This window comes from Aeromonas sp. R2-3 (assembly GCF_040908375.1).
Lineage (GTDB): Bacteria > Pseudomonadota > Gammaproteobacteria > Enterobacterales > Aeromonadaceae > Aeromonas > Aeromonas veronii.
The window spans coordinates 25,086-47,718 of the sequence record NZ_JBFODP010000032.1; the positions used below are offsets into that span (position 1 = coordinate 25,086).

The following is a 22,633-nucleotide window of genomic DNA, read 5'->3' on the forward strand; positions in this document are numbered from 1 at the left end:
GCCGTCAGGGGGATGTGGCAAAGCATCCCTCCGATATCAACTGAAGTACTCAACCAGGGGCGGCTGCGCTTCCAGTGTCGGAAGGTGACGGGCCCAGCGGATAAAGGCGTCGGCCAGGGTGATGCCGAGCTCCTGATTGTGCTGGGTCAGGGTCCGCGCCAGTGCGGTGTAGCCCTCCTTGCCGGAGGCGGTATAGGCGCTCGACACTCCGCGATAGACCTGTTCGGCATTGACCGCTTGCCACTGGCCGGGGGCGGCTTCCCACTCCAGTCGGGTGATGCGCTGACCCTTGGGCCGATCGGCCTGATAGGTGAATCGCACCCCTGCGGTGTAGGGGAAGCTGCCGTTGCCATTGCCGACCACGCCGTTGTTGGTGGCGTTGTCGATGGCATTCTCCAGCGCCTCCGCCAACTCGTGACCGTGCACCCGATAGAGGGTGAGGGGAATAGCAAACGGCAGCAGGCGACCGGCGATATCCGCTTCGCTCAGGGGGCCCGGCTCCAGCGAGCAGCGCACGCCGCCGGCGTTGTGCAGGGCAAAGTCCACCTCGCCTACCTGTTCACGGGCGGCGGTCAGCATGGCGCTGGCCACCAGCGGGGCGAGCTGGCTGCCGTGGGACAGGGTGGCATCTGGCAGCCGCTGATGGGGAAGTGGCGCCGCCAGTCGGGTGACGATGCGCTGGCTCATTGTCTCTATCTCAGGCCGATAGCGTTTGGCCAGATGTTGTTCAAGCTGTGGATCCGGCTCGCAGAAGGTGAGCCCGACAGGTGGCGTGGAGGCAAATGGCCAGGGCTGCCAGGGGAGCCACTCCAGCTGCCCCTCACTTTGCACGACGCGGCCTGCCTCATCGAAGGTGAGCTCGCAGACACCGAGGCAGAGGGCGCTGTGGCCAGCATGCAAAATAGCCACCCCGTTGTTCATCAGCGGATAGCTGCCTTCACTTGGCAGACCCAGCGGCGCGAGATCGCCGAGCAGGCTGTGGGTATGGCCGCCAATGATGAGACTGAGCTCGGGGAAGCGCTCGGCCAGCAGCTTGTCCTGATCCAGCCCGAGGTGGCTCAGCAGCACGATATGCTGGATCCCTTCGCGCTTGATCTCCTGCAGCACCCGGGTGAGGGTGTCGGCGACCGCGTGGAAACGGGTGTGGGGATCCGGGTTGGCGATGGCAGCCATCTGGGCGAGGGTGATGCCGAGCAGCGCAAAGGGAACCCCGTCGATCACCTGACGATGCCAGGGCTGATGGGCGTCGTAGAGGTGGGGAATATCCCACAACCCAAGCGGCGTGTCGGCAGGCTCCTGACTGTTGTCCAGATTGGCGGCCAGCACCGGAAAATCGAGCTGGCGCAAGAACTCCACCAGCGGGCCGTTGCCCAGATCGAACTCGTGGTTGCCGAGCACCATGGCATCGGGGGCGAGCATGGCGAGCAGGTCGGCGTTGGCGCGCCCTTTGAAGCGGTTGAAATAGAGAGAGCCCTGAAAGGAGTCGCCACCGTGCAGAAACAGAAAACGCTGGCCAGCTGCTGCGGCGTGGGCACGCAGTTGGGTCAGTCGGGTCAGGATCCGGGCATAACCGCCGCACTGGGTGCGCCACTGGCCTTCACCGACAGGGGAGAAGCTCATGGGCGCGCCATCGAAGTGGGAGTGGCAATCACTGAAATGGGCAAGTTGAACCGTAATACTCATCTCGGTCCTCCTTAGGGGGAAAATGAGCACCGAGTCTACTGCAAAGGGGGGGGAGGATACCAGCCCGGCAGGGTGCCGGGCTGGTCAGCGATCAGGCGGGTACCATGATCTGGGTGGCGACGATCACTACCAGCAGGCCGACGGCGACCGGCATACTGGTGCGCTTGACCACCTCGAACGGCGAGAGCTTGCCCATCCCGGCACAGGCGACCACCACCCCGGAGACCGGAGAAATGGTGCGACCCAGGTTGGAGGCTTGCAGCATGGGAATCACCAGATAGGCCGGGTTGATGCCAAGGCTGCTGGCCAGATTGGGGATCAGCTCTACGAAGGCGTAGAAGGGGGCATTGCCCGAGCCGGTGGTGAAGGCGGCCAGGGTGGTGATCACCACCAGTGACAGCATCATGATCAGGCCGCCCGAACCGAGATCCTGCGCGTGAGCCAGCAGGGTGTCGATAAAGCCGATGGTCATCAGACCCTGGGCGAAGACACCGGCACCAACCAGCAGCATGACCACACCGGCAAAGGCGTCAGCCATGTTGCGCCAGCAGACCTGGAGACCGTCCAGCAGATCCTTGCCATTGCGGATCCGCACCAGCTCCAGAAGGCTGGCCAACACCATGCACATGACGATGATGGTGACGATATCCAGTTGCGGGCCCCATTTGCCGTCAAACACCAGCACCCCGATGATGGGGGTAAAGGGAAGGATGGCGTAAAAGGCAGGCGCAGTCGTCACCAGATCACCCGGGGCGACCGGCTCGTTGTGCTCACCTGATTTTTGGTCAAGGTAGCGCTGCCAGAAGAAGTGGGTCACCGCCATGCAGGCGATCGCCACCAGCGAGATGGGCAGGGTCAGCTTGAAGGCAAAATCCAGCAGCGGCATGTTGGCGGCCTGAGCGGCCATCACCACGTCCCCTGAGGTCGGTGCCAGAATGATGGCGGCTGGCGAGGCGCACACGGCTGCAGCCGCGCCACGGGAGATCCCCATGTTGACCATCAGCGGAAACAGGGTGGCCATCAACAGCACGCCGAGGCCGGTAGCGGAGCTGACCGCCAGCGACATGGCGCAGGCCACCAGATAGGCAGCCACTAGCAGGATATAGGGGGACTTGATGATGCCGAGCGGTTTGCTGGCCAGCTTGACCAGAATGGTGTTGGCGCCGATGTGGCTCATGTAGCCGGCGAAGCCGCACAGCACCATGATCAGCATCCCCAGTCCACCGCCACGGTCATTGAGCAGGAAGCGGACGTATTCGAAGATATCGGTTGCGATATAGCCGGTGCTGACCACCTTGCTCGGCAGTACCGGCTTGCCCATCATGGCGGTGATGACCAGCAGCAGCAAGCCGCCGCTCAGCAGCACCCCGGTCGCGGAGTATCCTTTGAAAATGGCACGGCCCACCACCAGGGTGACCAGGGTGCCAACGATGAGTTCCAGCATATGTTGCCTTCTGATTGGATGAGAGTGGAGGGAGTCTATTCCGATAGGGGTAGAGTGGCGACTGGAAACAGGATGTTGTGTGAGCTAAATCAACGTTTAACCCCATGAACAGAATTAAAGAAAGGTAAAGGTACTTTACCCAGCGGGTTTGGCTACCTACCCTTGCCAGCCTTGGTTGTCTTTTGAGGCTTTTATATGGTTGTTGGTGATTTTTCAGGCATTAAACGCTCTCTTTTCCTGCTTGCGATGCTATTTTCACCTACTTGCGTGTTTGCAGTAACCAATGACGGTTTTCATCAAACCGGTCCTCATCAGGCGGTCGCCATGCGGCGTCTCATGGCTCCTCACTCTTACGGCGTACTGGTGGTTGCCGAGGGTAACAAACCCCGTTTTGCCGCGCTGGCATCCAAAACCACGGAAGCAAACTGCCTGGCCCGTCATGCCATCCGGGTAGATGGGGTCGCGCTGCTGGTCACTCCGAGATTCTATGCCAAAGAGGGAAAACGGGGACTTTGCGAGCTGTGGCTCAATGAGGGGGCAGATCAGGACTTTTTTGCCAACCGTCTTAAAAATGATCATTTTATTCAGATAGATGGTCATGACATCAATGTGAAAAACTATCACCTCGACTGGCAGCGCATCAGCCGTCATGCTCAATAAAAATACAGTTTTGCCCTTGTGCCATACTCTGCTCACGCAACCTGTGAGCGTGCTCTGATTTCTGGGCGCATCATTGTATTGCGCCGCCTCGTCGTCACACATAGGCTATACCCGTCATCTGTATGGCGGTGGGGTTCACCAAGGTTGGTACTCCGCCCGTGCAATCAAGGAAGGTAGTCTGGCATGGTCAGCAAGGTTTATGGAGTAGTGGGGGTCGGGTTGTTGTTGCTGCCCCTGATGAGTCAGGCTCAGCCGAGCCGGCCGCAAGTGGTGCCAGAGTCCCGCATCAATGTCCGTTTTTATGAGGTCAATGCAACCAGTCCGGAGCAGCTCGCCCGGGCGATTGCCCAGAGTGCTCCCAAGGTGAATGGCAAGCCCGTGCTCGGCAAGGCGAGTTATCAGGTGGACTGGCAGCTGGATACCGAGCAGTTGCCGGGGCGCTGCCAGCTCAACCGGGTGACGGTGACCACCAACGCCACCGTGCTGCTGCCCCGCTGGCGTCAGAGTGCTAACAGTAACGAGCCTGCCCGCCAGCGCTGGGGGCGGCTGCTCTCCAGCATGTTTGACTACGAATCCCGCTTCAAGGAGATGGTGCTGCAAGGGGCCAATCAGGTGGGCGGTGCGATTGCGGGATTACCCGGTCATGCAGATTGCCAGGCGCTGCGCTATGCCGCGTGGGCTGCGGGCAGTGGCGAGCTGAACAAGATCAAGGGACGGCTCAACGGATTCCAGCGTCAGACAGGTTACGGCGAACAGCTTGGGGTGCACTGGCCCAAGTGAGCGCTATCTCAAGACGCAATATCCAGCATCGCACGATTTGATAAATAGAATGGCCGCCTGGATTTGATAAATAGAATGGCCGCCTGATCGGCGGCCATTCTATTTGTTTGCAGAGTCCGGTTCAGACTAGCGCCTTGCCCTTGAGCAGCTTGCGTACCCAGTAACGGGCAGGGTGGAGCGCTTCCAGCAGATCGGCGGCCAGCGGCAGGGGATCGCCGCAGATCTCGCTGGCGAGCAGCTCACCACAGAGCGGTGCCGAGCAGAGGCCCCGCGAGCCGAGTGCCCCCAGCACATAGAGGCCGGGGTGAAGGGGGAGCGGCTGGGCGTTGTGCTGATCATGCTGCAGCTGCGCATAGTGATCCGCCAGACCTTGCAATCTGGCCACTGGCCCCACCACCGGCAGGTGATCCCGACTGGCACAACGCACCCCTACGCGCGCCTCGTTGCCGCTCACATCCACTTCGGCGGGCCAGGTTTGCTCCGGCAGGCAGGCTTGCAACCGCACCTGATTCTGGATTTGCTCCTCGGCTCGAAACTCAAGGCTGCTCTGGTTGCGGCCATAACTGGCGCCGATGCAGTGTTGATCGTTGTGCATGGGCGTGAGGTAGCCATCGTAGCAGAGCACTGTGTTGAGCTGACTCAAGCTGGCCGTGGTCGGCACATGGCTCACCTGACCGCGCACCGGATAGAGGGGCAGCTCGGCAAAGGGGAGCAATGTTGGCAACTGGTGACCGGCAGCGACCACCAGATTGGGGGCCTGCCAGTGGCGGCCATCCTGGCTTTCTACTTGCCAGCCATCGGCCTGCTCGGAAATGGCGACTACCTCGGTCTTGAACACGACCTCCAGCAGGCCGCTGGCTTGTGCTTCTTTGATAGCGGCGTGGGTGAGATCGGCCGGACAGAGCCAGCCCCCCAGTGGGTAACTGACGCCGCTGTGGCCGCAGGGCAGGCCAACCACTTGCTCTACCTCTGCTGTAGAGAGGGGATGCATCAGTTCGGACGGGAAGGGGCCCTGGTTCATTTTCGCCAACTTGGCTGCCGATTTGTCGTCATAACCGAGCTGGGTCACTCCGCATAATTCGAAAGCGATAGGATGGCGTTCGGCCAACGCCAGCAGCCGTTGGCGGGCATAGCCAAAGGCGAGCGAATAGAAGCGTGACAGGGCATCGTGCTCGCCGTTGAGCAGGGGATAGAGCGCGCCCTGGCGGTTGCCGGAGGCGCCGGTGGCCGGTTCGCCATCTGCACACAGCAACGTCACCTTGCGACCCCGCTCCACCAGAGAGAGCGCCGTCATGGCCGAGGCGATGCCGCCGCCGATGATCACCACCTCGCCAGTGCGTCCGGCAGGACGGGCATACCAGGGGGCGATGGTCTGCTGCGGCTGCTTGTCGGTGCGATCCCCCACCAGCATCTCCCGCTTGCTGCCGTGGCCCTTCACCTTCTTCATGGCAAAACCGGCGGCAATCAGGCCGCGACGGACAAAACCGGCACAGGTAAAGGTGGCGATGGAGCAATCGGGACGGGCGAGGCGAGCGAGACCATCAAACAGCTCCTGTGTCCACATCTCCGGGTTCTTGGCCGGGGAGAAACCATCCAGATACCAGGCGTCCACCAGACCTTCTGCCCGGTGAGGCACCTGCGGCAGCATATCCTTGATGTCGCCAAACCAGAGATCGAGGCGAATGCGGCCACCCGCAAAATGAAGGCGGTGGCAACCGGAAACCGGCAGCGGCCATTGGGCGACAAGATCCTGACTCAAGTGGCCAATTTCAGGCCAGGAGGCCAACGCCTTGCGCAGATCGTCCCGGGTCAGGGGGAATTTCTCGAAACTGATGAAGTGCAGACGGGAGCCGTTGCCGGATTGAGGCGCCTGTTCCAGGAAGGCTTGCATTGTCGCCAGAAAGTTAAGGCCTGTGCCGAAACCTGTTTCACCTATCACGAAACTGTCACTATCGTGGTGCGAAAATCGCGCAGGTAGCCGGTTTTGCTGCAAAAAGACGTAGCGGGTTTCACTTAGACCGTTATCATTGGAAAAGTACACATCCCCGAAGTCACTGGAGACAGGAGTTCCCGCTTCATTCCAGTCCAATCGGGCATGATGTAAGGATGTTTGACTCACGTTTTCCTCGGCTCGCGTCACAAAATCGCGGGCATTCTACGTGAAAGCAGACCAGTTTGGCAGCCGAAAGCGGGTAGACTTGGCGCCAGTTTTTCCAGACGAGATGAATTAATGAGAAGAGCAGTGATCACCGGTATCGGCGTCATCTCCAGTATCGGCAACAACAAGGAAGAAGTGCTGGCCTCCCTGAAAGCAGGTAAATCCGGCATCACCTATTCCGAGCAGTTCGAGCAGCACAACCTGCGCAGCCGTGTCTGGGGTAACATCAAACTCGATCCGTCTGAACTGATCGACCGTAAAGTCATGCGTTTCATGGGCGACGCTGCGGCCTACGCCTACCTCTCCATGCAGCAGGCCATTGAAGATGCCGGTCTGGCGGAAGATCAGGTCTCCAACGAGCGTACCGGCTTGGTGGTCGGTTCAGGTGGTGCCTCCGGCAAGAACACCTCGGAATCTGTGGACATCGCTCGTGAGAAAGGGGTCAAGCGTGTGGGCCCTTACATGGTGCCGCGCACCATGTCTTCCACCACCTCTGCTTGCCTCGCGACCCCGTTCCAGATCAAGGGTGTCAACTACTCCATCAGCTCAGCTTGCGCCACCTCTGCTCACTGCATCGGTCACGCGCTTGAACTGATCCAGCTTGGCAAACAGGATGTGGTCTTCGCTGGCGGCGGTGAAGAGCTGGACTGGTCCTCTACCATCCAGTTTGACGCCATGGGTGCCCTCTCCACCAAGTACAACGACACGCCGGAAAAAGCGTCCCGTACCTATGATGCGAACCGCGATGGTTTCGTTATCTCCGGTGGCGGCGGCATTCTGGTGATCGAAGAGCTGGAACATGCACTGGCGCGTGGCGCTCACATCTATGCCGAGCTGACCGGTTACGGTGCTACCTCCGATGGCTATGACATGGTCGCGCCGAGCGGTGAAGGTGCGGTGCGTTGCATGAAGATGGCGATGCAGGGTGTGGGCAAGGTTGACTACATCAACACCCACGGCACCTCCACTCCGGTGGGTGATACCAAAGAGCTGGAAGCTATCCAGACTCTGTTTGGCGCCAACGGTCCCAAGATCTCTGCCACCAAGGCGATGACCGGTCATGCGCTGGGCGCTGCGGGCGTGCACGAGGCTGTCTACTCCCTGCTGATGATGGAACACGGCTTTATCGCCCCCAGCATCAACATCGAGACCCTGGACGAGAAAGCCGAAGGCCTGCCCATCGTGCGCGAGTACGAAGCGGCCGAGCTTAATACTGTCATGTCTAACAGCTTCGGCTTTGGCGGTACCAACGCATCTCTGGTGTTCAGCAAGTTCAAAGGCTGATATCCGGTTGATATGAAAAAAGCGCCTCAGGGCGCTTTTTTTGTCTTCGGGAGCTGCCATCATCGTTGCAGAGCAGAGCAGAGCAGAGCAGAGCAGAGCAGAGCAGAGCAGAGCAGAGCAGAGCAGAGCAGAGCAGAGCAGAGCAGAGCAGAGCAGAGCAGAGCATCGGCCATTGTGGAATAGGAAGAGTGGGTTAGTGGCAGATTTCAGCGCAGATGGTGGGGGCATGTTATCACCCCCATAAGTCTGCTCTACATCTCTATAGCGGAGTAGATAGCAAGAAGGGAGCCTTAGGCTCCCTTCTTTGTTAGCGGTAATGTGATGGTACTGGCTAGAACCAGAAGCCTATGATAAAGGAGCCCGCCAGGGTCAGCATCACGTTGGCCACCGCATAGGTGCCGGCATAGCCGAGCGCCGGAATGGAGCTGTTGGCTGCCTCGTTGACCACATCCATCGCCGGGGCACAAGTACGGGCACCTGTGATGGCACCGAGCAGCAGCGCCGGGTTCATCTTGAGCACCCAGACCCCGAACAGATAGCCAACCAGCACCGGCAAGGTGGTCACCAGCATGCCGGAGAAGAGCACTACCGTACCCACCTCGCTGAGGTGGTCGAGGATGCCGCCACCGGCTTTCAGGCCCGTACTCACCATAAAGACCGCCAGACCGAGATCCTTGGCCAATCTGAGCGCGCCGGGCGGCACATAGCCGACCGTCGGGTGGTTGGCCCGCAGGTAACCCATCAGAATGCCCGCCAGCAGCAGGCCGACGGCGTTGCCGAGGCCAAATTCGATCTGACCGAACACCAGCGAGACGGAGCCGATCAGCAGGCCAAGCACAAAGAAGGTGGTGAAAGCCACCAGGTCCGTGGTCTGGCTGTGGATGCTGATAAAGCCGATCTTGTTGGCCAGCAGTTTGACCCGTTGCTTCTCGCCGCTGATCTGCAATACGTCGCCTTTTTGCAGCATGATGTTGCGATCGAACGGCATCTCGATCTGGGAGCGCACCACCCTGTTGAGGAAGCACCCTTTCTCGGTGAGGTTGAGCTCCACCAGATGGCGGCCTACCACGGAGTCATTCTTTACCACGATCTCTTCGGTGACGATCTGCAGGTCAAGCAGGTTGCGATCAAACACCTCTTTACCGTTGCGGTAGTTGACGTCCAGCTTCTCGTGACTCTCGGGATAGCCCACCAGAGCGATCTCATCCCCTTCCTGAATGACGGCATCGCCATCGGGACTGGCCAGAATGCCGTTGCGGCGGATCCGCTCTACATAGCAACCGGTATGGGGATAGATGCCGGTCTCTCGCAGGGTACGGCCGCCAATCCAGGCTGCCAGCTCTGGGCCGACCCGATAGGCGCGGATGATGGGCAGGTAGGTCTTGCGACTCTCGCTGTCGGAGAGACCCCGCTCGCGGGCGATTTTTTGTGCCTCGGTATTTAGGTCGAGGCGAGCCAGCGAGGGGAGGTAGCGCACCACCAGCATCAGGCCGACCAGACCCACCAGATAGGTCAGGGCGTAGCCGATGCCCATATTGTCGAGCACCGCCTGCATATCGGTCTGATGGGGCAGGTTGAGCAGACCGCTGCGCAAGGCATCCTGGGCACCTACCAGCGCGGGGGTCGAGGTGAGGGAACCTGCCAGGATCCCCGCCGCCATCCCCGGCCCCAGATTGAAGAACTTGGCCAGCCCCACCGTCAGCAGCAGGGCGGTCAGCAAGATCACCAGGGTCAGGGTGATGTAGTGGATGCCGTCGCGCAGGAAGACGCTGAAGAAGTGGGGGCCCGCCTCGATCCCCACACAGAAGATGAACAGCATAAAGCCGACGTTTTCTGTGGTGGCAGTAAACTCGAAGCCCATCTGGCCGAACAGCAGGGCGGTAAACAGCACTCCTATGGTGTTGCCAATCTGAAAGTTGCCAATTCGCACCTTGCCAAGCAGCAGGCCGAAGGCCAATACCACGAACAGCAGCAGGGAGTCGCTTTGATGTAGCAGTGTCACGAAATCTATGGTCATGCCCGGAAAAACCGAGGAAAAAAGTGGGGTCGATATTGTGCCGGATCTATCCCCAATAAAGAAGCGCAAGGGATCGATTAATCGGACGTTATCGGACGCTATTTGTGGAACCGGCGGCGTGATAGGGAGACAAGCGGATGAAATCTGGCAATTTTTGCTGTAACCGTCGTTGTCAATTAGTGAAATCTGCTGCCCGCGACCGAAGTGCTCTGGCGCAGGCCGATATTTTAGATTCTGCTGTCCGGTCGCTTGGCGGGGATCAGTTTCAGCAGATTCAACCGATGGTCACCATGGTTGGCTGAGGGGCAAATCAGCTTGATATTTACCCGCTCGCCCACGGGGCATGGGTTGGCAAAAAGATGCTTCTGAAAAGTGCCAATAGAGCCTGTCACTAGGTGGTTCCGGAGGGAGCAAAAAAACAGCATAAAATCAGGTTGGCCAGCAAAATGACTCTTTGCCGGGGGCCATCAAGGGCAATCCCGCGTCCTGACAGGGCTAGCTGCACTTACCCACAGAATCTGTGGATAACCCTGTTCATGAAACTTGTTCATCGCCCTGAAAGCCGCGCCAGCACTGGAATGCAAGGGCTGTTCAAAAAATACCGGAAGAAAAATGTTTGTATAAAAATCAAATAGTTAGATGCAACAGGAGAAAACTCTGTCGAGCCGGAACGGGTAACAAAAGGGAGCGTCAGCAGCAAGAAGGATCTTGTGCATTAAAATTGGCAGGAGAGGGCACTAAAGTGGATAACTTGCACCGAGATGGTGAGGAATTGGCTCCCCCGACTGGACTTGAACCAGTGACATACGGATTAACAGTCCGCCGTTCTACCGACTGAACTACGGGGGAACATCAGGCAAGGAGGAGCATCATACAGAAGGTGTCCGGGGCGGTCAAGCCATTCGCGGGATGATGGCACGGGTGTACCGCTGCCAAACCCTCGGTTACACTGCTCCTCTGCTGTTTTGTGTCGGGAGTGTTCATGAGCAAATTGTTCAAGTTAGCCAGCCAGTTTCAACCCGCCGGGGATCAGCCCACGGCGATTGCCCAACTGCTGGATGGCATCGAGTCAGGGCTGGCCCATCAGACCCTGCTCGGGGTGACCGGTTCGGGCAAGACCTTCACCATGGCCAACGTTATCGCCACCCTGAACCGCCCGACCATGATCCTGGCTCCCAACAAGACCTTGGCCGCCCAGCTCTATGGCGAGATGAAGGAGTTCTTCCCCGACAACGCGGTGGAGTATTTCGTCTCCTACTACGACTACTACCAGCCCGAAGCCTATGTGCCGACCACCGACACCTTTATAGAGAAGGATGCCTCGATCAACGATCACATCGAGCAGATGCGATTGTCGGCCACCAAGGCGCTGCTGGAGCGGCGCGACGTGGTGATCGTTGCTTCGGTGTCAGCCATCTATGGTTTGGGGGATCCCCAAGCTTATCTGAGCATGATGCTGCATCTCAAAGTGGGGGATGTGATCAACCAGCGGGATATCCTGCGTCGCCTCGCCGAGCTGCAGTACACCCGCAACGACATGGCGTTCCAGCGCGGTACTTTCCGGGTGCGCGGTGAAGTCATCGACATCTACCCTGCCGAATCGGACAAGCTGGCCCTGCGGGTAGAGCTGTTTGATGAGGAGGTGGAGCGCCTTTCCCAGTTCGATCCCCTGACCGGCGCCATCGAGCAGACGGTAGTGCGCTACACCATCTACCCCAAGACCCACTACGCCACCCCGCGCGAGACCATTCTGGGGGCTATCGAGCATATCAAGGAGGAGCTGCGCAGCCGCCGCGAGCAGCTGTTGTCCCTCAACAAGCTGGTTGAAGAGCAGCGCATCAGCCAGCGTACCCAGTTCGACATGGAGATGATGCAGGAGCTGGGTTACTGCTCCGGCATCGAGAACTACAGCCGCTACCTTTCCGGCCGTGCGCCGGGGGAGCCGCCGCCCACCCTGTTTGACTACCTGCCGGGGGATGGTTTGCTCATCATCGATGAATCCCACGTCACGGTGCCGCAGATTGGCGCCATGTTCAAAGGGGACCGCTCCCGCAAGGAGACCCTGGTGGAGTACGGCTTCCGGCTCCCCTCGGCGCTGGACAACCGGCCACTCAAGTTCGACGAATTTGAAGCGCTGATGCCGCAGACGGTGTTTGTCTCGGCGACTCCCGGCCCCTACGAGCTGGAGAAGTCCGGCGGCGATGTGGTGCAGCAGGTGGTGCGCCCAACCGGCCTGCTCGATCCGGAGATCGAGGTGCGTCCTGTGACCACTCAGGTGGACGATCTCCTTTCCGAGATCCGCAAGCGGGTCGCCGTCGAGGAGCGGGTGCTGGTCACGACCCTGACCAAGCGGATGGCGGAAGACTTGACCGAGTATCTGGCGGAGCACGACGTCAAGGTGCGCTACCTCCACTCCGATATTGATACGGTCGAACGGGTGGAGATCATCCGCGATCTGCGCCTTGGCAAGTTCGATGTGCTGGTGGGTATCAACCTGCTGCGGGAAGGCCTCGACATGCCGGAGGTGTCGCTGGTGGCGATTCTGGATGCGGATAAAGAGGGCTTCCTGCGCTCGACCCGCTCGCTGATCCAGACCATCGGCCGGGCGGCGCGTAACCTCAACGGCAAGGTCATTCTCTACGGCGATACCATCACCAACTCGATGAAGGTAGCCATTGAGGAGACCGAGCGGCGCCGCGCCGTGCAGCATGCCCATAACCTCAAGCATGGGATCACCCCCAAAGGGCTCAACAAATCCATTGGCGATGTGATGGACATGGGGGGCAGCCGCACGGCAGGCAAACCAGGCAAGGGGATGCGCAAGGCAGCCGAGCCGCAAGGGGAATACCATGTCCGCTCTGCCAGCGAGATTGCCAAAGAGATCAAGCGGATGGAGGAGCAGATGTTCCAACATGCCCGGGATCTGGAGTTCGAACAGGCGGCGGCACTACGGGATCAGATCCAGCAGTTGCGCAGCGAGTTGATCGAGTCATGAGCCGCAAACGCTGGTTGATTTGGCAACGACTTCGTCGTCTCTATCAGGGCTTTCGCCATCCCGGTACCCCTTGGTGGGCGAGGGGACTGGTGATCCTTATCCTGCTCTATGGCATCAGTCCGGTGGATCTTATCCCTGACGTGGTGCCCTTGCTGGGATGGTTCGATGATGTGACCCTGCTGCTGGTGTTGCTATGGGGCTGGGAGCGTTGTTTGCCCCCCGCAGTGCGCAGCGAGCTGGAACAGGTCTCCTAGTTCACCTTTTCAACACCACGCTCGGCATCTCTCTTTGTGCTCCCACCCTCGAAGGAAGCGGAAAAACGGTTTCATTTGAAGGTGGGCGCTGCGGGATGAAAAAGAGGCTGGCCCGGTGATTGTCGCCCGGATGGCATTGGCGTAGACTCCACGCCGTTCACTTTATGGGTATGGAAAAAATGGATCTGATCCTCTTTGCAATCGACTTTATTCTGCACGTAGACGTGCATTTGAAAGAGCTGTTCGAGAACTATGGCGTCTGGGTTTACGCCATCCTGTTTCTCATCATCTTCTGTGAAACCGGCTTGGTAGTGACGCCGTTCCTGCCGGGTGACTCCCTGCTGTTTGCCGCCGGTGCGCTTACCGTGGGCAGCGTGCTGGACGTCCATACCCTGGCGGCCGTGCTGATCATCGCTGCCGTGCTGGGCAACGTGGTCAACTACACCATTGGTCACTTCTTCGGCGAGCAGCTGTTCCGCAACCCGGACTCCAAAATCTTCCGCCGGGATTATCTGGAGAAGACCCACGCCTTCTATGCCAAGCATGGTGGCAAGACCATCATCATCACCCGCTTCCTGCCCATCGTGCGTACCTTTGCGCCGTTCGTTGCAGGGATGGGTGCCATGACCTATCCGCGCTTCCTGGCGTTCAACCTGGTTGGCGGCTTGCTGTGGGTACTCTCCTTCGTTTATGCCGGCCACTTCTTTGGCAATCTGCCGGTGGTGCGTCACAACTTTACCCTGCTGATCTTCGGCATCATCGGTATCTCCCTGTTGCCCATGGTAATTGGCGCGGTCAAGGCCAAGATGGGTACTGCCAGGGCGTAACCAGAAATAGGGTCAGCCATAACGAGAAAGGGGGAGCCATCATGGCTCCCCCCTTTTTATCTCCACGCGGGCATGATGATCAGTTGCAGCAGCGCCCTTTCACCAGATTGCCGATGGCCACTACGGTGAAGACCAACAGGTAAGCGGCGAAGATGACGACCAGCCACTGGGGCATGGAGTAACCGAAGAACTGCCAGGTGATCTGGGCACAATCCCCTTCTGGCATAAAGAGCCAGGGGAGCCACTGATCGAGCGGAGCCCAGCTCGGGAAGTCGGCAAACGGGCTGCAGACGTTGAACGGGGAGGGGTTAACCTGATAGTCCACATGCTTGAGGGCCAGCTGGAAGCCACGGAAGGCACTGTAGCCCCACAGCAACATGGCACTCCAGCGAACATACCACTTATCCGGCGCCACCATGCCGAGCAGACCAGCGGCCAACACACCCAGGGTCGCCAACCGTTCGTAAACACACATCACGCACGGGGAGAGGCCCAGCACATGCTGGAAGAAGAGGGCACACAACTCGAGGAACAGGGCTGATGCTGCCAACAAGCCCCAGGCCAGCCGATGGGCGGCGATACGGCGGAGAAACTCGATCATCTCATTGATCTCTCAGAAAAAACAGTGGCTGAATTAGAGCAGAGCGGAACCGAAAAGAAAAGGGCCCTGAAAGGGCCCTCGGAAACCATCTCAATGGATTAATGCAGCGCCGGCTGTACCGCTGGCAGCGCACTCTCCATCACCAGCCATCCGTGCTGATAGAACCACTCGGTGGCAGGACCAAGCAGCAATTCGACAGAGAAAAAGCCGATCAGCCCCAGCACCAATGTGTAGGGCAGCGCCATCCAGACCATGCGGCCATAGGAGAGACGCAGCAGCGGCGCCAATGCCGAAGTGAGCATAAACAGGAAAGCGGCCTGACCATTGGGAGTGGCGACCGACGGCAGGTTGGTACCTGTGTTGATGGCTACCGCCAGCAGATCGAACTGGGCGCGGTCGATGGCACCATTGAGCATGGCCGTCTTCACCTCATTGATGTAGACAGTGCCGACAAAGACGTTGTCACTGACCATGGAGAGCACCCCGTTGGCCAGATAGAAGAGGGCCAGCTGGTTCTCCGGTTTTGCTGCCAGTACCAGCTGGATCACCGGCTTGAACAGCTGCTGATCGATGATGACGGCGACTACGCTGAAGAAGACCGCCAGCAGGGCGGTGAAGGGGAGTGCCTCCTGGAAGGCTTTACCCAGCGAGTGCTCCTCGGTGATCCCGGTCAGGGAGGTGGCCAGCACAATGACCGAGAGGCCAATTAGACCAACGGCTGCCAGGTGCATGGCCAGACCGACGATTAGCCAGACCGCAATCAACGCCTGAACGATCAGCTTGGCCTTGTCTTGCGGGCTGCGTTTTGCCTCTTCGTAGCGGTTGTACTCCTCCATGATGGCTCGCACCGTGTCCGGCAGGCGGGCGCCATAGCCAAACCAGCGGAACTGCTCCACCAGCACGCAGGTCAGCAGACCGCAGATAAAGACGGGGACGGTGACGGGGGACATACGAATGGCAAATTCGGCGAAGTTCCAGCTGGCCTGCTCACCAATGATGAGGTTTTGCGGCTCGCCCACCAGGGTGCAGACACCACCCAGCGCGGTACCGATGGCGGCATGCATCATCAGGCTGCGCAGGAAGGCGCGAAAATCGTCGAGATCCTGGCGATTGAGCTCGGCGACTTCCTTGTCATCGGTATGGTCATGGCTGTGACCAAACTCCTTGCCGGACGAGACCTTGTGATAGATAGCGTAAAAGCCGGTGGCGACGCTGATCACCACGGCAATCACGGTCAGGGCATCGAGAAAAGCCGACAGGAAGGCGGAGACCAGACAGAAGGAGAGGGAGAGCAGGATCTTGGAGCGTACGCCGATCAGCAGCTTGGTGAAGACATAGAGCAGCAGCTGCTTCATGAAATAGATGCCGGCCACCATGAACACCAGCAACAACAGCACTTCGATATTGGCGACCAGCTCGTGTTTGACCTGATCGGCGGAGGTCATGCCGATCAGCACGGCTTCGATCGCGAGCAGACCACCCGGTTGCAGGGGGTAGCATTTGAGGGCCATGGCGAGGGTGAAGATAAACTCAACGACCAGTAACCAGCCCGCAATGAAAGGATCAAGGTGGAAGGCAATCGGATTGATCACCAGAAATAGCAAGATGGCGCTTTTATACCACTGTGGTGCATTGCCCAAGAAGTTCTTGGCGAATGCCTGCCCTAGGCTTATTGGCATGATAATGGGTCTCAACTTTGTTGTTAGGATCTGCTTCTATGCAGTCAAGGATGATTCGACCTGTGCCTCCGGATGTTGGCCTTTATCTGTCTGATTCCTCGTGATTTTAATCAAAAAGCGTGACGATTATAAATGATAGCCGATGGATCTCTGCCCATGTGTCTGTTTTATAACCACCTTGTCGGGGTTGGCTGGCTCCCTCCTGGCGATTAGATACATATTCCCAACACTATATTTGCCATATGTGAGCAGAGGACTGACCTTATGCTTGCCAGCCATCATCGCTTTGATATCATTCGTCAGCCTTTTTACGCATTACAACAGAGTCAATTCATGGTTATAAAAGCGCAGAGCCCAGCTGGGTTTGCCGAGGAATACATCATCGAGTCCATCTGGAACAATCGCTTTCCTCCCGGATCTATTCTGCCCGCCGAGCGTGAATTATCCGAGTTGATCGGGGTGACGCGGACCACCTTGCGCGAAGTGCTGCAGCGACTGGCCCGTGATGGCTGGTTGACCATACAGCATGGCAAGCCGACCAAGGTGAACAATTTCTGGGAAACCTCCGGCCTCAATATTCTGGAGACGTTGGCCCGTCTGGATCAGGACAAGGTACCTGATCTGATAGCTCAGCTGCTCTCCGCCCGTACCCATATCTGCACCATCTTTATCCGCGGGGCGATCCGTCACAATCCGGAACAGGCCGCCGAGATCCTGCGTGGCGCCGATGGGGTCGAGAACAACGCACAGGCTTATGCCGAGTTCGATTATCGCCTGCACCACCAGCTGGCGTTTGCTTCCGGCAATCCGATCTACGCTTTGATCCTGAACGGTTTCAAAGGGTTGTACAGCCGGGTTGGCAGCTACTACTTCTCCGACAAGCAGGCCCGCGAGACCGCAGATGCCTACTACAAGACTCTGCTCAATCTGGCGGAGACCAAGAACCACGAAGCCGTGTTCATGACGGTGCGTCAGTACGGTATCGAGTCCGGCAAGCTGTGGACCCGCCTGCGTCAGGACATGCCAAGCGATCTGTGCGACAACTGATCCCTTGCCTGTGCAGTCCAAGAAACGCGCCATCCGGCGCGTTTTTTTATTCTGCCGTGTTTGTGTCTATCCTAGATTGGTGATGGTAATTGCTTGAACTGCATGGATATTTGGCCAAAAAGCTTGATCCAGCGCAAATGAACCCTGCATTTATCACTTTGGTGGCATAGGACCCAACCGCTGATTGAGGTCAAATGGAGGCATCAAGAGCGGAGCCAATATCCGCCAGAAGGAACACACCTTTCACCGGATGAAGGACACAACAATGAGTCTTCTTGAACACACCATCTGGACAGTACTGGGATACGGGGCCATGCCCTTTATCTTTCTGAGCGGATTCGTGGCGGTGGCAGTGACCTGTTGCATGCTGCTGAATGCGTTCGGGGTACAGTCCGCCGAGAAGTGAGTCGCTTCTCCATGCCGCCAAATGCCAGTCTTCGGACTGGCATTTGTTTTTTGTGTCTTTTAAAGCACTTATCCCGGCGGGGAAGGGGAAATCTTTGGTCAGGATGGTCGAACCTGCCGCCGATTTTGATTACACTGGCGCCCGTATTTCCCACTCACCCTTCTCTTATCAGGGGTTCAAGGTTTTCTATGGCTCTCAAGGCAACCGTATTCAAGGCCCAGATCAGTTTGTCTGATATGGATCGCAATCTGTATCAGGACTTCTCCCTCACGCTGGCGCGTCACCCCTCCGAAACCGATGAGCGGATGATGATCCGGCTGGCGGCCTTTGCCTGGCACGCTGCCGAGCGACTGGAATTCACCAAGGGATTGAGCGCCGATGACGAACCCGAGCTCTGGTGCAAGAACTACTCGGACGAAATAGAGCTCTGGATCGAGCTGGGCCAACCCGATGAAAAACGGCTGAAAAAGGCCTGTAACCGCGCCCGTCAGGTGGTGCTCTATCTCTACGGTGGTCGTGGCACCAGCGTTTGGTGGAAGCAGAACCAGGGCAAGCTGAGCCAGCATGACAACCTCAGCATCATCGAACTCTCCGACAGCCAGACTCTGCCGCTGACCGCCATGGTCGAGCGTACCATGCAGCTCACCTGCACTATCTCCGATGGTCAACTCTGGGTCAGTAACGGAGCACTGGAAGTGACGCTGGATCCGGTGGCGCTGATGGGCAAGCCGGCCCGCGAACTGTAACGGACGCCGCCCATGTTCAGCGCCCTGCTCAATATCGTCATTCCGGTGTTCGGTGTGGTCGGGCTCGGTGCACTCTACGGGCGATTGCGACCGGGGGCTGCGCTCGGTTACGTCAATCGGGCCAATATCGAGCTGTTTACCCCTGCGCTGGTCTTCTCCGCGCTGGTCAAGTATCCGCTGGCACTGGCGGAGCATATGCCGCTGATTGCGGCGGGGGCGCTGGTTATTCTGTTACCCGGTCTGCTGCTCGCGCTGCTCAAACTCAAAGGAATTGAGCGGGCAGCGCTGATCTTGCCCGCCATGTTCCGAAATACCGGCAATCTCGGTATCCCCTTGATGGTGCTGGCGTTTGGCGAGCAGCAACTGGGGGCCATCGTGATCCTCTTTGTGCTCTCCAATCTGCTGCACTTTTCGGTCGGCATGTTTATCCTCTCGGCCAATACCTCCCGCTGGCTGTGGCTGCGCAGCCCGGTACTGTGGGCCGCGCTGGCCGGTTTGCTGGTGGCCAACCTGCACATTGCGCTGCCGGAATATGTGGTGACCACGGCCTCGCTACTCGGCCAGATCTCGGTGCCCCTGATGCTCTTTGCGCTGGGTATTCGCCTGATGGAGGGAGAGCTCGATCACCTGGGCCTCGCGCTCAAGTGCAACCTGCTCTATCTGCTGGCGGGGGGATTGTCGCTGCTGCTGGCGATCTGGCTGTTGCCCCTTAAGACGGAGTGGATCCCGCTGTTGATGTTGTCGGTTTCCTTGCCCCCTGCGGTGTTGAATTACATGCTCTGCGAGCAGTATCACTGCCAGCCTGACAAGGTGGCCAGTATCGTGCTCGGCGGCAATGCCCTCTCCGTGTTGGTGATCCCGCTGGCGGTCTGGCTGGCACTTCATCTGCCTGGCTAAGTCAGATTGCATCGCTGCGGCTCTTCTCGTGGAAACGGTTCGTACCAAATCATTGCCTCCGTGATACATCTGTCGTCCCCGTATCCGGCCCTGAGCCCCAGGGCTAACGGCGACAGCTATAGTATGAAAAAGAGCTGACTGACACTGTTTAACCAATGCCAGTGAGGGAAACCGGATGGGCACAAGTGAGCAATCTGATCCTGTGGGGCAGGCAAAATCGCGCTATGACCCGGCATTGCCTACCGGTTATGACTGGCGCAGACACCGCCGTTTTATCCTTAGTGGCGGTGGTTACAAGGCGGAATGTCGCCGTCGCAACTGGTTTCTGGAGTTGCTCAATCCGGTGCCCTATGTGGTGGTGCGAGACATAGCCATCGGCGGCATCGGCATTCTTGGGGCCATACGGTTGAAAGAGGGGGATGAGCTGGTGATTACCATTCCCTCTGGCGAGATGCTGCGCGGTCTGGTCGTGAGATCCCAGCCAGACCCACTTTTTCCCAAACTCTATCGCACCGGTATTCGTCTGCATCGTTATCCGACGGCCGAGCTGTTTGCCCGCTGGCAAAGTTACATTCAGCCGCAAGATAAAGCGGATTTCGACCATGAGTGCCAAGTCTTGAAACAGGTACGTGGCGCGTGAGCCAAATGCCATTTCAGTGGTTGTTTTCCTCACATTTAGCATGATCTGTCGATGGACTTTGCGGATCAGCAGGCTTGGCTGTTCCGAGTGGTTTATCTTGCTGCATGTGTTTTCATCTTTATGTTTTTATTGAATTTTATCTATACCTCTGAAGTCGCGGAGGATGCGGAGCATTTTCCCTTTTCGTGATCCCCCCCGAAGTAGTTCCCCCTGATATCCCTTAGTATCTGGCCAGCATGACTCCCTTTAGGGGGAAGATAACAAGAACAAAAAGGAATGATGGATGAGATCCGTGAGCAACCAGTGTCTGTTGATGCAGATCCAGCCGACCATCTTGCGCTTTGCCAAGATGCTGGCGAGTGTGCTGCAGCTTGAGGTCGAGATTGTGGATGCCGATATGGTTCGGGTGGCTGGCACCGGGCCCTATGGCAAATTCTTCGGACGTCAGCTGGAGGGGGATTCCCGTCTGCTGCGCTATGTGATTGATAACCAAAGGGAGAAGATCGTTACCCACACCAGCGATGATCCGGTGTGTGACGGTTGTACCTGCAAGGAGAGCTGCCGTGAGCGCGCCTTCCTCGGGGTGCCCATCATGGTGGACGAGCGCTGTATCGGGGTGATCAGTCTGGTGGCCTTCAGCGACGAGCAGCAGGCGCGCCTCAACAACAATCTTCAGGATGTGTGCGACTATGTGCGCCATATCTCCACCATCTTTGTGGCCAAGTTGCTCGATTCGCGCGGGCTGTCGGACGGGGTCAACAAGGTGTTCCTCAATCTGATGACCAACATGGATCAGGGTTGCCTGCTGCTCGATGACAAGAGTCAACTGCTCTACGCCAACGAGGCGGCACTCCATCATCTGGGTTGCCAGCAGGAACAGCTGCAGGGGCGCGAAGTGGGGATCCGCCCGCTCACTTTCTCCCAACAGGGGCTGAGTGGTCATCTTCAGCACATCATCACCTTTGAAGGTCGTCAGGAGCTGATCATCGGCCAGCTACACCATGTGCAGGGCCAGCAGCTCTTTCTGATGGCCTTTCACCAGTCCCACTCCGGTCAGGTTCAGGAGCCGGATCCGGATGTGCGGATCGATCAGCTGATCGGCGAGAGCAAGCCGATGCGCACCCTCAAACGACTGCTGCACCGCATCGCCCAGAGTCCCTCCAGCGTGCTGATTTGTGGCGAGAGCGGCACCGGTAAAGAGGTGGTGGCACGCGCCGTCCATCGCCTGAGTCCGCGGCAGGACAAGCCCTTTATCGCCATCAACTGTGCCGCCATTCCCGAACAACTGCTGGAGAGCGAGCTGTTTGGCTATGTGAAGGGCTCCTTTACCGGTGCCTCCAGCGGTGGCAAGCAGGGCCTGATCCAGGCAGCCCATCAGGGCACCCTGTTCCTTGACGAGATTGGCGACATGCCGCTTACCATGCAGGCCAAGCTGCTGCGGGTGCTGGAGCTGCGGGAGGTGACCCCCATCGGGGCCAGCCGACCGGTGCCGGTGGATATTCGCATCATCGCCGCCACCCACCAGCATCTCGATCAATACATCGCCGAAGGGAAGTTTCGCGAGGATCTCTTCTATCGCATCAACGTCATCCCCCTCAACCTGCCGCCGCTGCGGGAGCGGGAAGGGGACGTGGAGCTGCTGACCCACTACTTCCTCAACCTGCACACCAGCCGCATCGGCATCGTCTATCCCGGTCTGGCGCCCGAGGTGATGGCGCTGCTCAAGGGGTATCGCTGGCCGGGCAACGTGCGTGAGCTCAGCAACCTCATCGAATATCTGGTCAACGTCAGCCAGGCGGGCGAGGTGATTGACGCCAGTCTGCTGCCCCCCAATATCATCCGCAATCAGGAGCCCCATCTCGTCACCGCCCAGTCGATCCCGGTGACCAATCTGGATGCGGCGTTCAATGTGCCTGCCACTGCTCCGCTCGCCGCCACGCCGGAGAAACTGCCTGAACCCGTACCGGGTGAGAGTGGCCTTGAGAGCATGGAAAAACAGATGATAGAAGAGACCCTGCAGCGGCTCGGCAACAAAAAACTGGCCGCACAGGCGCTGGGGATTGGGATTGCCACCCTCTATCGCAAGATAAAGAAGTACGAGATCGCCGTGCAGAGCTGAAGATCTGGCAGCATCTATCCGGCCCGTGTCATTTATCGGATGACACGGGTTTTTTTATGCGAACAAGGCTCTGCGTCATTGCCGAATTGTGCTGAACGGATTGGCGGGGCAGGGGAGTGACTAAATGGCAGAATGCAAAAAGCCCGCTCGATGAGCGGACTTTTTATAATCTGGTGCGTCCTAGTGGATTCGAACCACCGACCCCCACCATGTCAAGGTGATGCTCTAACCAGCTGAGCTAAGGACGCAGGGTGCGCAATGCGGCTTTTATTTCTTTATGCAGAAGTGGTGGGTTTAATTGGATTCGAACCAACGACCCCTACCATGTCAAGGTAGTGCTCTAACCAACTGAGCTATAAACCCACATCTGGAATAACTGCAAAGTATTTAAACTCA

Annotated in this window: 19 protein-coding genes and 3 tRNA genes; 13 read left to right on the plus strand and 9 right to left on the minus strand. The window is 58.3% G+C overall.

Going from position 1 to position 22,633, the window contains the following annotated elements:
• Positions 1–36: 36 nt before the first annotated feature.
• Together AB5Z02_RS17635 and dcuC are read right to left on the minus strand one after the other, a co-directional pair.
• Positions 37–1,683 carry a bifunctional UDP-sugar hydrolase/5'-nucleotidase gene (locus tag AB5Z02_RS17635; protein WP_368216561.1) on the minus strand — a complete coding sequence of 549 codons (1,647 nt, stop codon included), beginning with the start codon at positions 1,681–1,683 and terminating at the stop codon, positions 37–39.
• 91 nt (positions 1,684–1,774) lie between these two features.
• On the minus strand, positions 1,775–3,127 hold the full coding sequence (dcuC, locus tag AB5Z02_RS17640) for an anaerobic C4-dicarboxylate transporter DcuC (protein ID WP_160880479.1): 1,353 nt from the start codon (positions 3,125–3,127) through the stop codon (positions 1,775–1,777).
• Between the two features lie 195 nt (positions 3,128–3,322).
• Between dcuC and AB5Z02_RS17645 the strand changes: the two genes are divergently transcribed.
• Entirely contained in the window at positions 3,323–3,787 is a 465-nt protein-coding gene (locus AB5Z02_RS17645; protein WP_139478521.1) for a hypothetical protein, read from the plus strand.
• 183 nt (positions 3,788–3,970) lie between these two features.
• Positions 3,971–4,567 carry a DUF922 domain-containing protein gene (locus tag AB5Z02_RS17650; protein ID WP_368216562.1) on the plus strand — a complete coding sequence of 199 codons (597 nt, stop codon included), beginning with the start codon at positions 3,971–3,973 and terminating at the stop codon, positions 4,565–4,567.
• A gap of 121 nt (positions 4,568–4,688) precedes the next feature.
• Here the strand turns inward: AB5Z02_RS17650 and mnmC are convergent, their stop codons facing one another.
• Positions 4,689–6,707, minus strand: coding sequence for a bifunctional tRNA (5-methylaminomethyl-2-thiouridine)(34)-methyltransferase MnmD/FAD-dependent 5-carboxymethylaminomethyl-2-thiouridine(34) oxidoreductase MnmC (gene mnmC, locus AB5Z02_RS17655; protein ID WP_368216563.1), 2,019 nt, complete (start codon positions 6,705–6,707; stop codon positions 4,689–4,691).
• Between the two features lie 90 nt (positions 6,708–6,797).
• On the opposite strand from mnmC, the gene fabB reads away from it, so the two are divergent.
• Positions 6,798–8,009 carry a beta-ketoacyl-ACP synthase I gene (gene fabB / locus AB5Z02_RS17660; protein ID WP_100645761.1) on the plus strand — a complete coding sequence of 404 codons (1,212 nt, stop codon included), beginning with the start codon at positions 6,798–6,800 and terminating at the stop codon, positions 8,007–8,009.
• Between the two features lie 331 nt (positions 8,010–8,340).
• On the opposite strand, the gene AB5Z02_RS17665 is transcribed toward fabB, so the two are convergent.
• Positions 8,341–10,026, minus strand: coding sequence for an aspartate:alanine antiporter (locus AB5Z02_RS17665; protein WP_019445829.1), 1,686 nt, complete (start codon positions 10,024–10,026; stop codon positions 8,341–8,343).
• A 137-nt stretch (positions 10,027–10,163) separates the two neighbouring features.
• On the opposite strand from AB5Z02_RS17665, the gene AB5Z02_RS17670 reads away from it, so the two are divergent.
• Positions 10,164–10,328, plus strand: a complete 165-nt coding sequence (locus AB5Z02_RS17670; protein WP_368216564.1) for a hypothetical protein — start codon at positions 10,164–10,166, stop codon at positions 10,326–10,328.
• 471 nt (positions 10,329–10,799) lie between these two features.
• On the opposite strand, the gene AB5Z02_RS17675 is transcribed toward AB5Z02_RS17670, so the two are convergent.
• Positions 10,800–10,875: transfer RNA gene (locus AB5Z02_RS17675), tRNA-Asn, on the minus strand.
• 133 nt (positions 10,876–11,008) lie between these two features.
• On the opposite strand from AB5Z02_RS17675, the gene uvrB reads away from it, so the two are divergent.
• The 3 genes from uvrB to AB5Z02_RS17690 all read left to right on the plus strand — a co-directional run bounded on the left by uvrB (position 11,009) and on the right by AB5Z02_RS17690 (position 14,102).
• On the plus strand, positions 11,009–13,021 hold the full coding sequence (gene uvrB / locus AB5Z02_RS17680; RefSeq protein WP_128815309.1) for an excinuclease ABC subunit UvrB: 2,013 nt from the start codon (positions 11,009–11,011) through the stop codon (positions 13,019–13,021).
• A complete protein-coding gene (locus AB5Z02_RS17685) occupies positions 13,018–13,275 on the plus strand; it encodes a YkvA family protein (protein ID WP_100653657.1) in 258 nt (85 codons plus the stop codon). Before uvrB ends, AB5Z02_RS17685 begins: the two co-directional genes overlap by 4 nt.
• A gap of 179 nt (positions 13,276–13,454) precedes the next feature.
• Entirely contained in the window at positions 13,455–14,102 is a 648-nt protein-coding gene (locus AB5Z02_RS17690) for a DedA family protein (RefSeq protein WP_047437729.1), read from the plus strand.
• A 79-nt stretch (positions 14,103–14,181) separates the two neighbouring features.
• On the opposite strand, the gene dsbB is transcribed toward AB5Z02_RS17690, so the two are convergent.
• Both dsbB and nhaB read right to left on the minus strand, forming a co-directional pair.
• Complete coding sequence (gene dsbB / locus AB5Z02_RS17695) at positions 14,182–14,703, minus strand: disulfide bond formation protein DsbB (RefSeq protein ID WP_005336895.1); 522 nt, start codon at positions 14,701–14,703, stop codon at positions 14,182–14,184.
• A 98-nt stretch (positions 14,704–14,801) separates the two neighbouring features.
• Complete coding sequence (gene nhaB, locus AB5Z02_RS17700) at positions 14,802–16,382, minus strand: Na(+)/H(+) antiporter NhaB (RefSeq protein WP_064338053.1); 1,581 nt, start codon at positions 16,380–16,382, stop codon at positions 14,802–14,804.
• Between the two features lie 333 nt (positions 16,383–16,715).
• Between nhaB and fadR the strand changes: the two genes are divergently transcribed.
• The 6 genes from fadR (at position 16,716) to AB5Z02_RS17730 (ending at position 22,237) form a co-directional block, all read left to right on the plus strand.
• Positions 16,716–17,429, plus strand: coding sequence for a fatty acid metabolism transcriptional regulator FadR (gene fadR / locus AB5Z02_RS17705; protein ID WP_026034983.1), 714 nt, complete (start codon positions 16,716–16,718; stop codon positions 17,427–17,429).
• A gap of 265 nt (positions 17,430–17,694) precedes the next feature.
• Positions 17,695–17,835, plus strand: a complete 141-nt coding sequence (locus AB5Z02_RS17710; protein WP_005345965.1) for a TIGR02808 family protein — start codon at positions 17,695–17,697, stop codon at positions 17,833–17,835.
• A gap of 188 nt (positions 17,836–18,023) precedes the next feature.
• Positions 18,024–18,581, plus strand: coding sequence for a YaeQ family protein (locus tag AB5Z02_RS17715; protein WP_368216565.1), 558 nt, complete (start codon positions 18,024–18,026; stop codon positions 18,579–18,581).
• Between the two features lie 12 nt (positions 18,582–18,593).
• Positions 18,594–19,478: an AEC family transporter gene (locus tag AB5Z02_RS17720; protein WP_139462790.1), complete on the plus strand. Its 885-nt coding sequence runs from the start codon at positions 18,594–18,596 to the stop codon at positions 19,476–19,478.
• 175 nt (positions 19,479–19,653) lie between these two features.
• Entirely contained in the window at positions 19,654–20,118 is a 465-nt protein-coding gene (locus tag AB5Z02_RS17725; protein ID WP_368216566.1) for a hypothetical protein, read from the plus strand.
• A 283-nt stretch (positions 20,119–20,401) separates the two neighbouring features.
• The gene (locus tag AB5Z02_RS17730; RefSeq protein ID WP_368216567.1) at positions 20,402–22,237 is read left to right on the plus strand and encodes a sigma 54-interacting transcriptional regulator; all 1,836 of its coding nucleotides are present in this window, start codon (positions 20,402–20,404) and stop codon (positions 22,235–22,237) included.
• A gap of 171 nt (positions 22,238–22,408) precedes the next feature.
• Here AB5Z02_RS17730 and AB5Z02_RS17735 read toward each other — a convergent pair.
• Positions 22,409–22,485, minus strand: a tRNA-Val gene (locus AB5Z02_RS17735).
• Between the two features lie 38 nt (positions 22,486–22,523).
• Positions 22,524–22,600, minus strand: a tRNA-Val gene (locus AB5Z02_RS17740).
• Between the last annotated feature and the right edge of the window lie 33 nt (positions 22,601–22,633).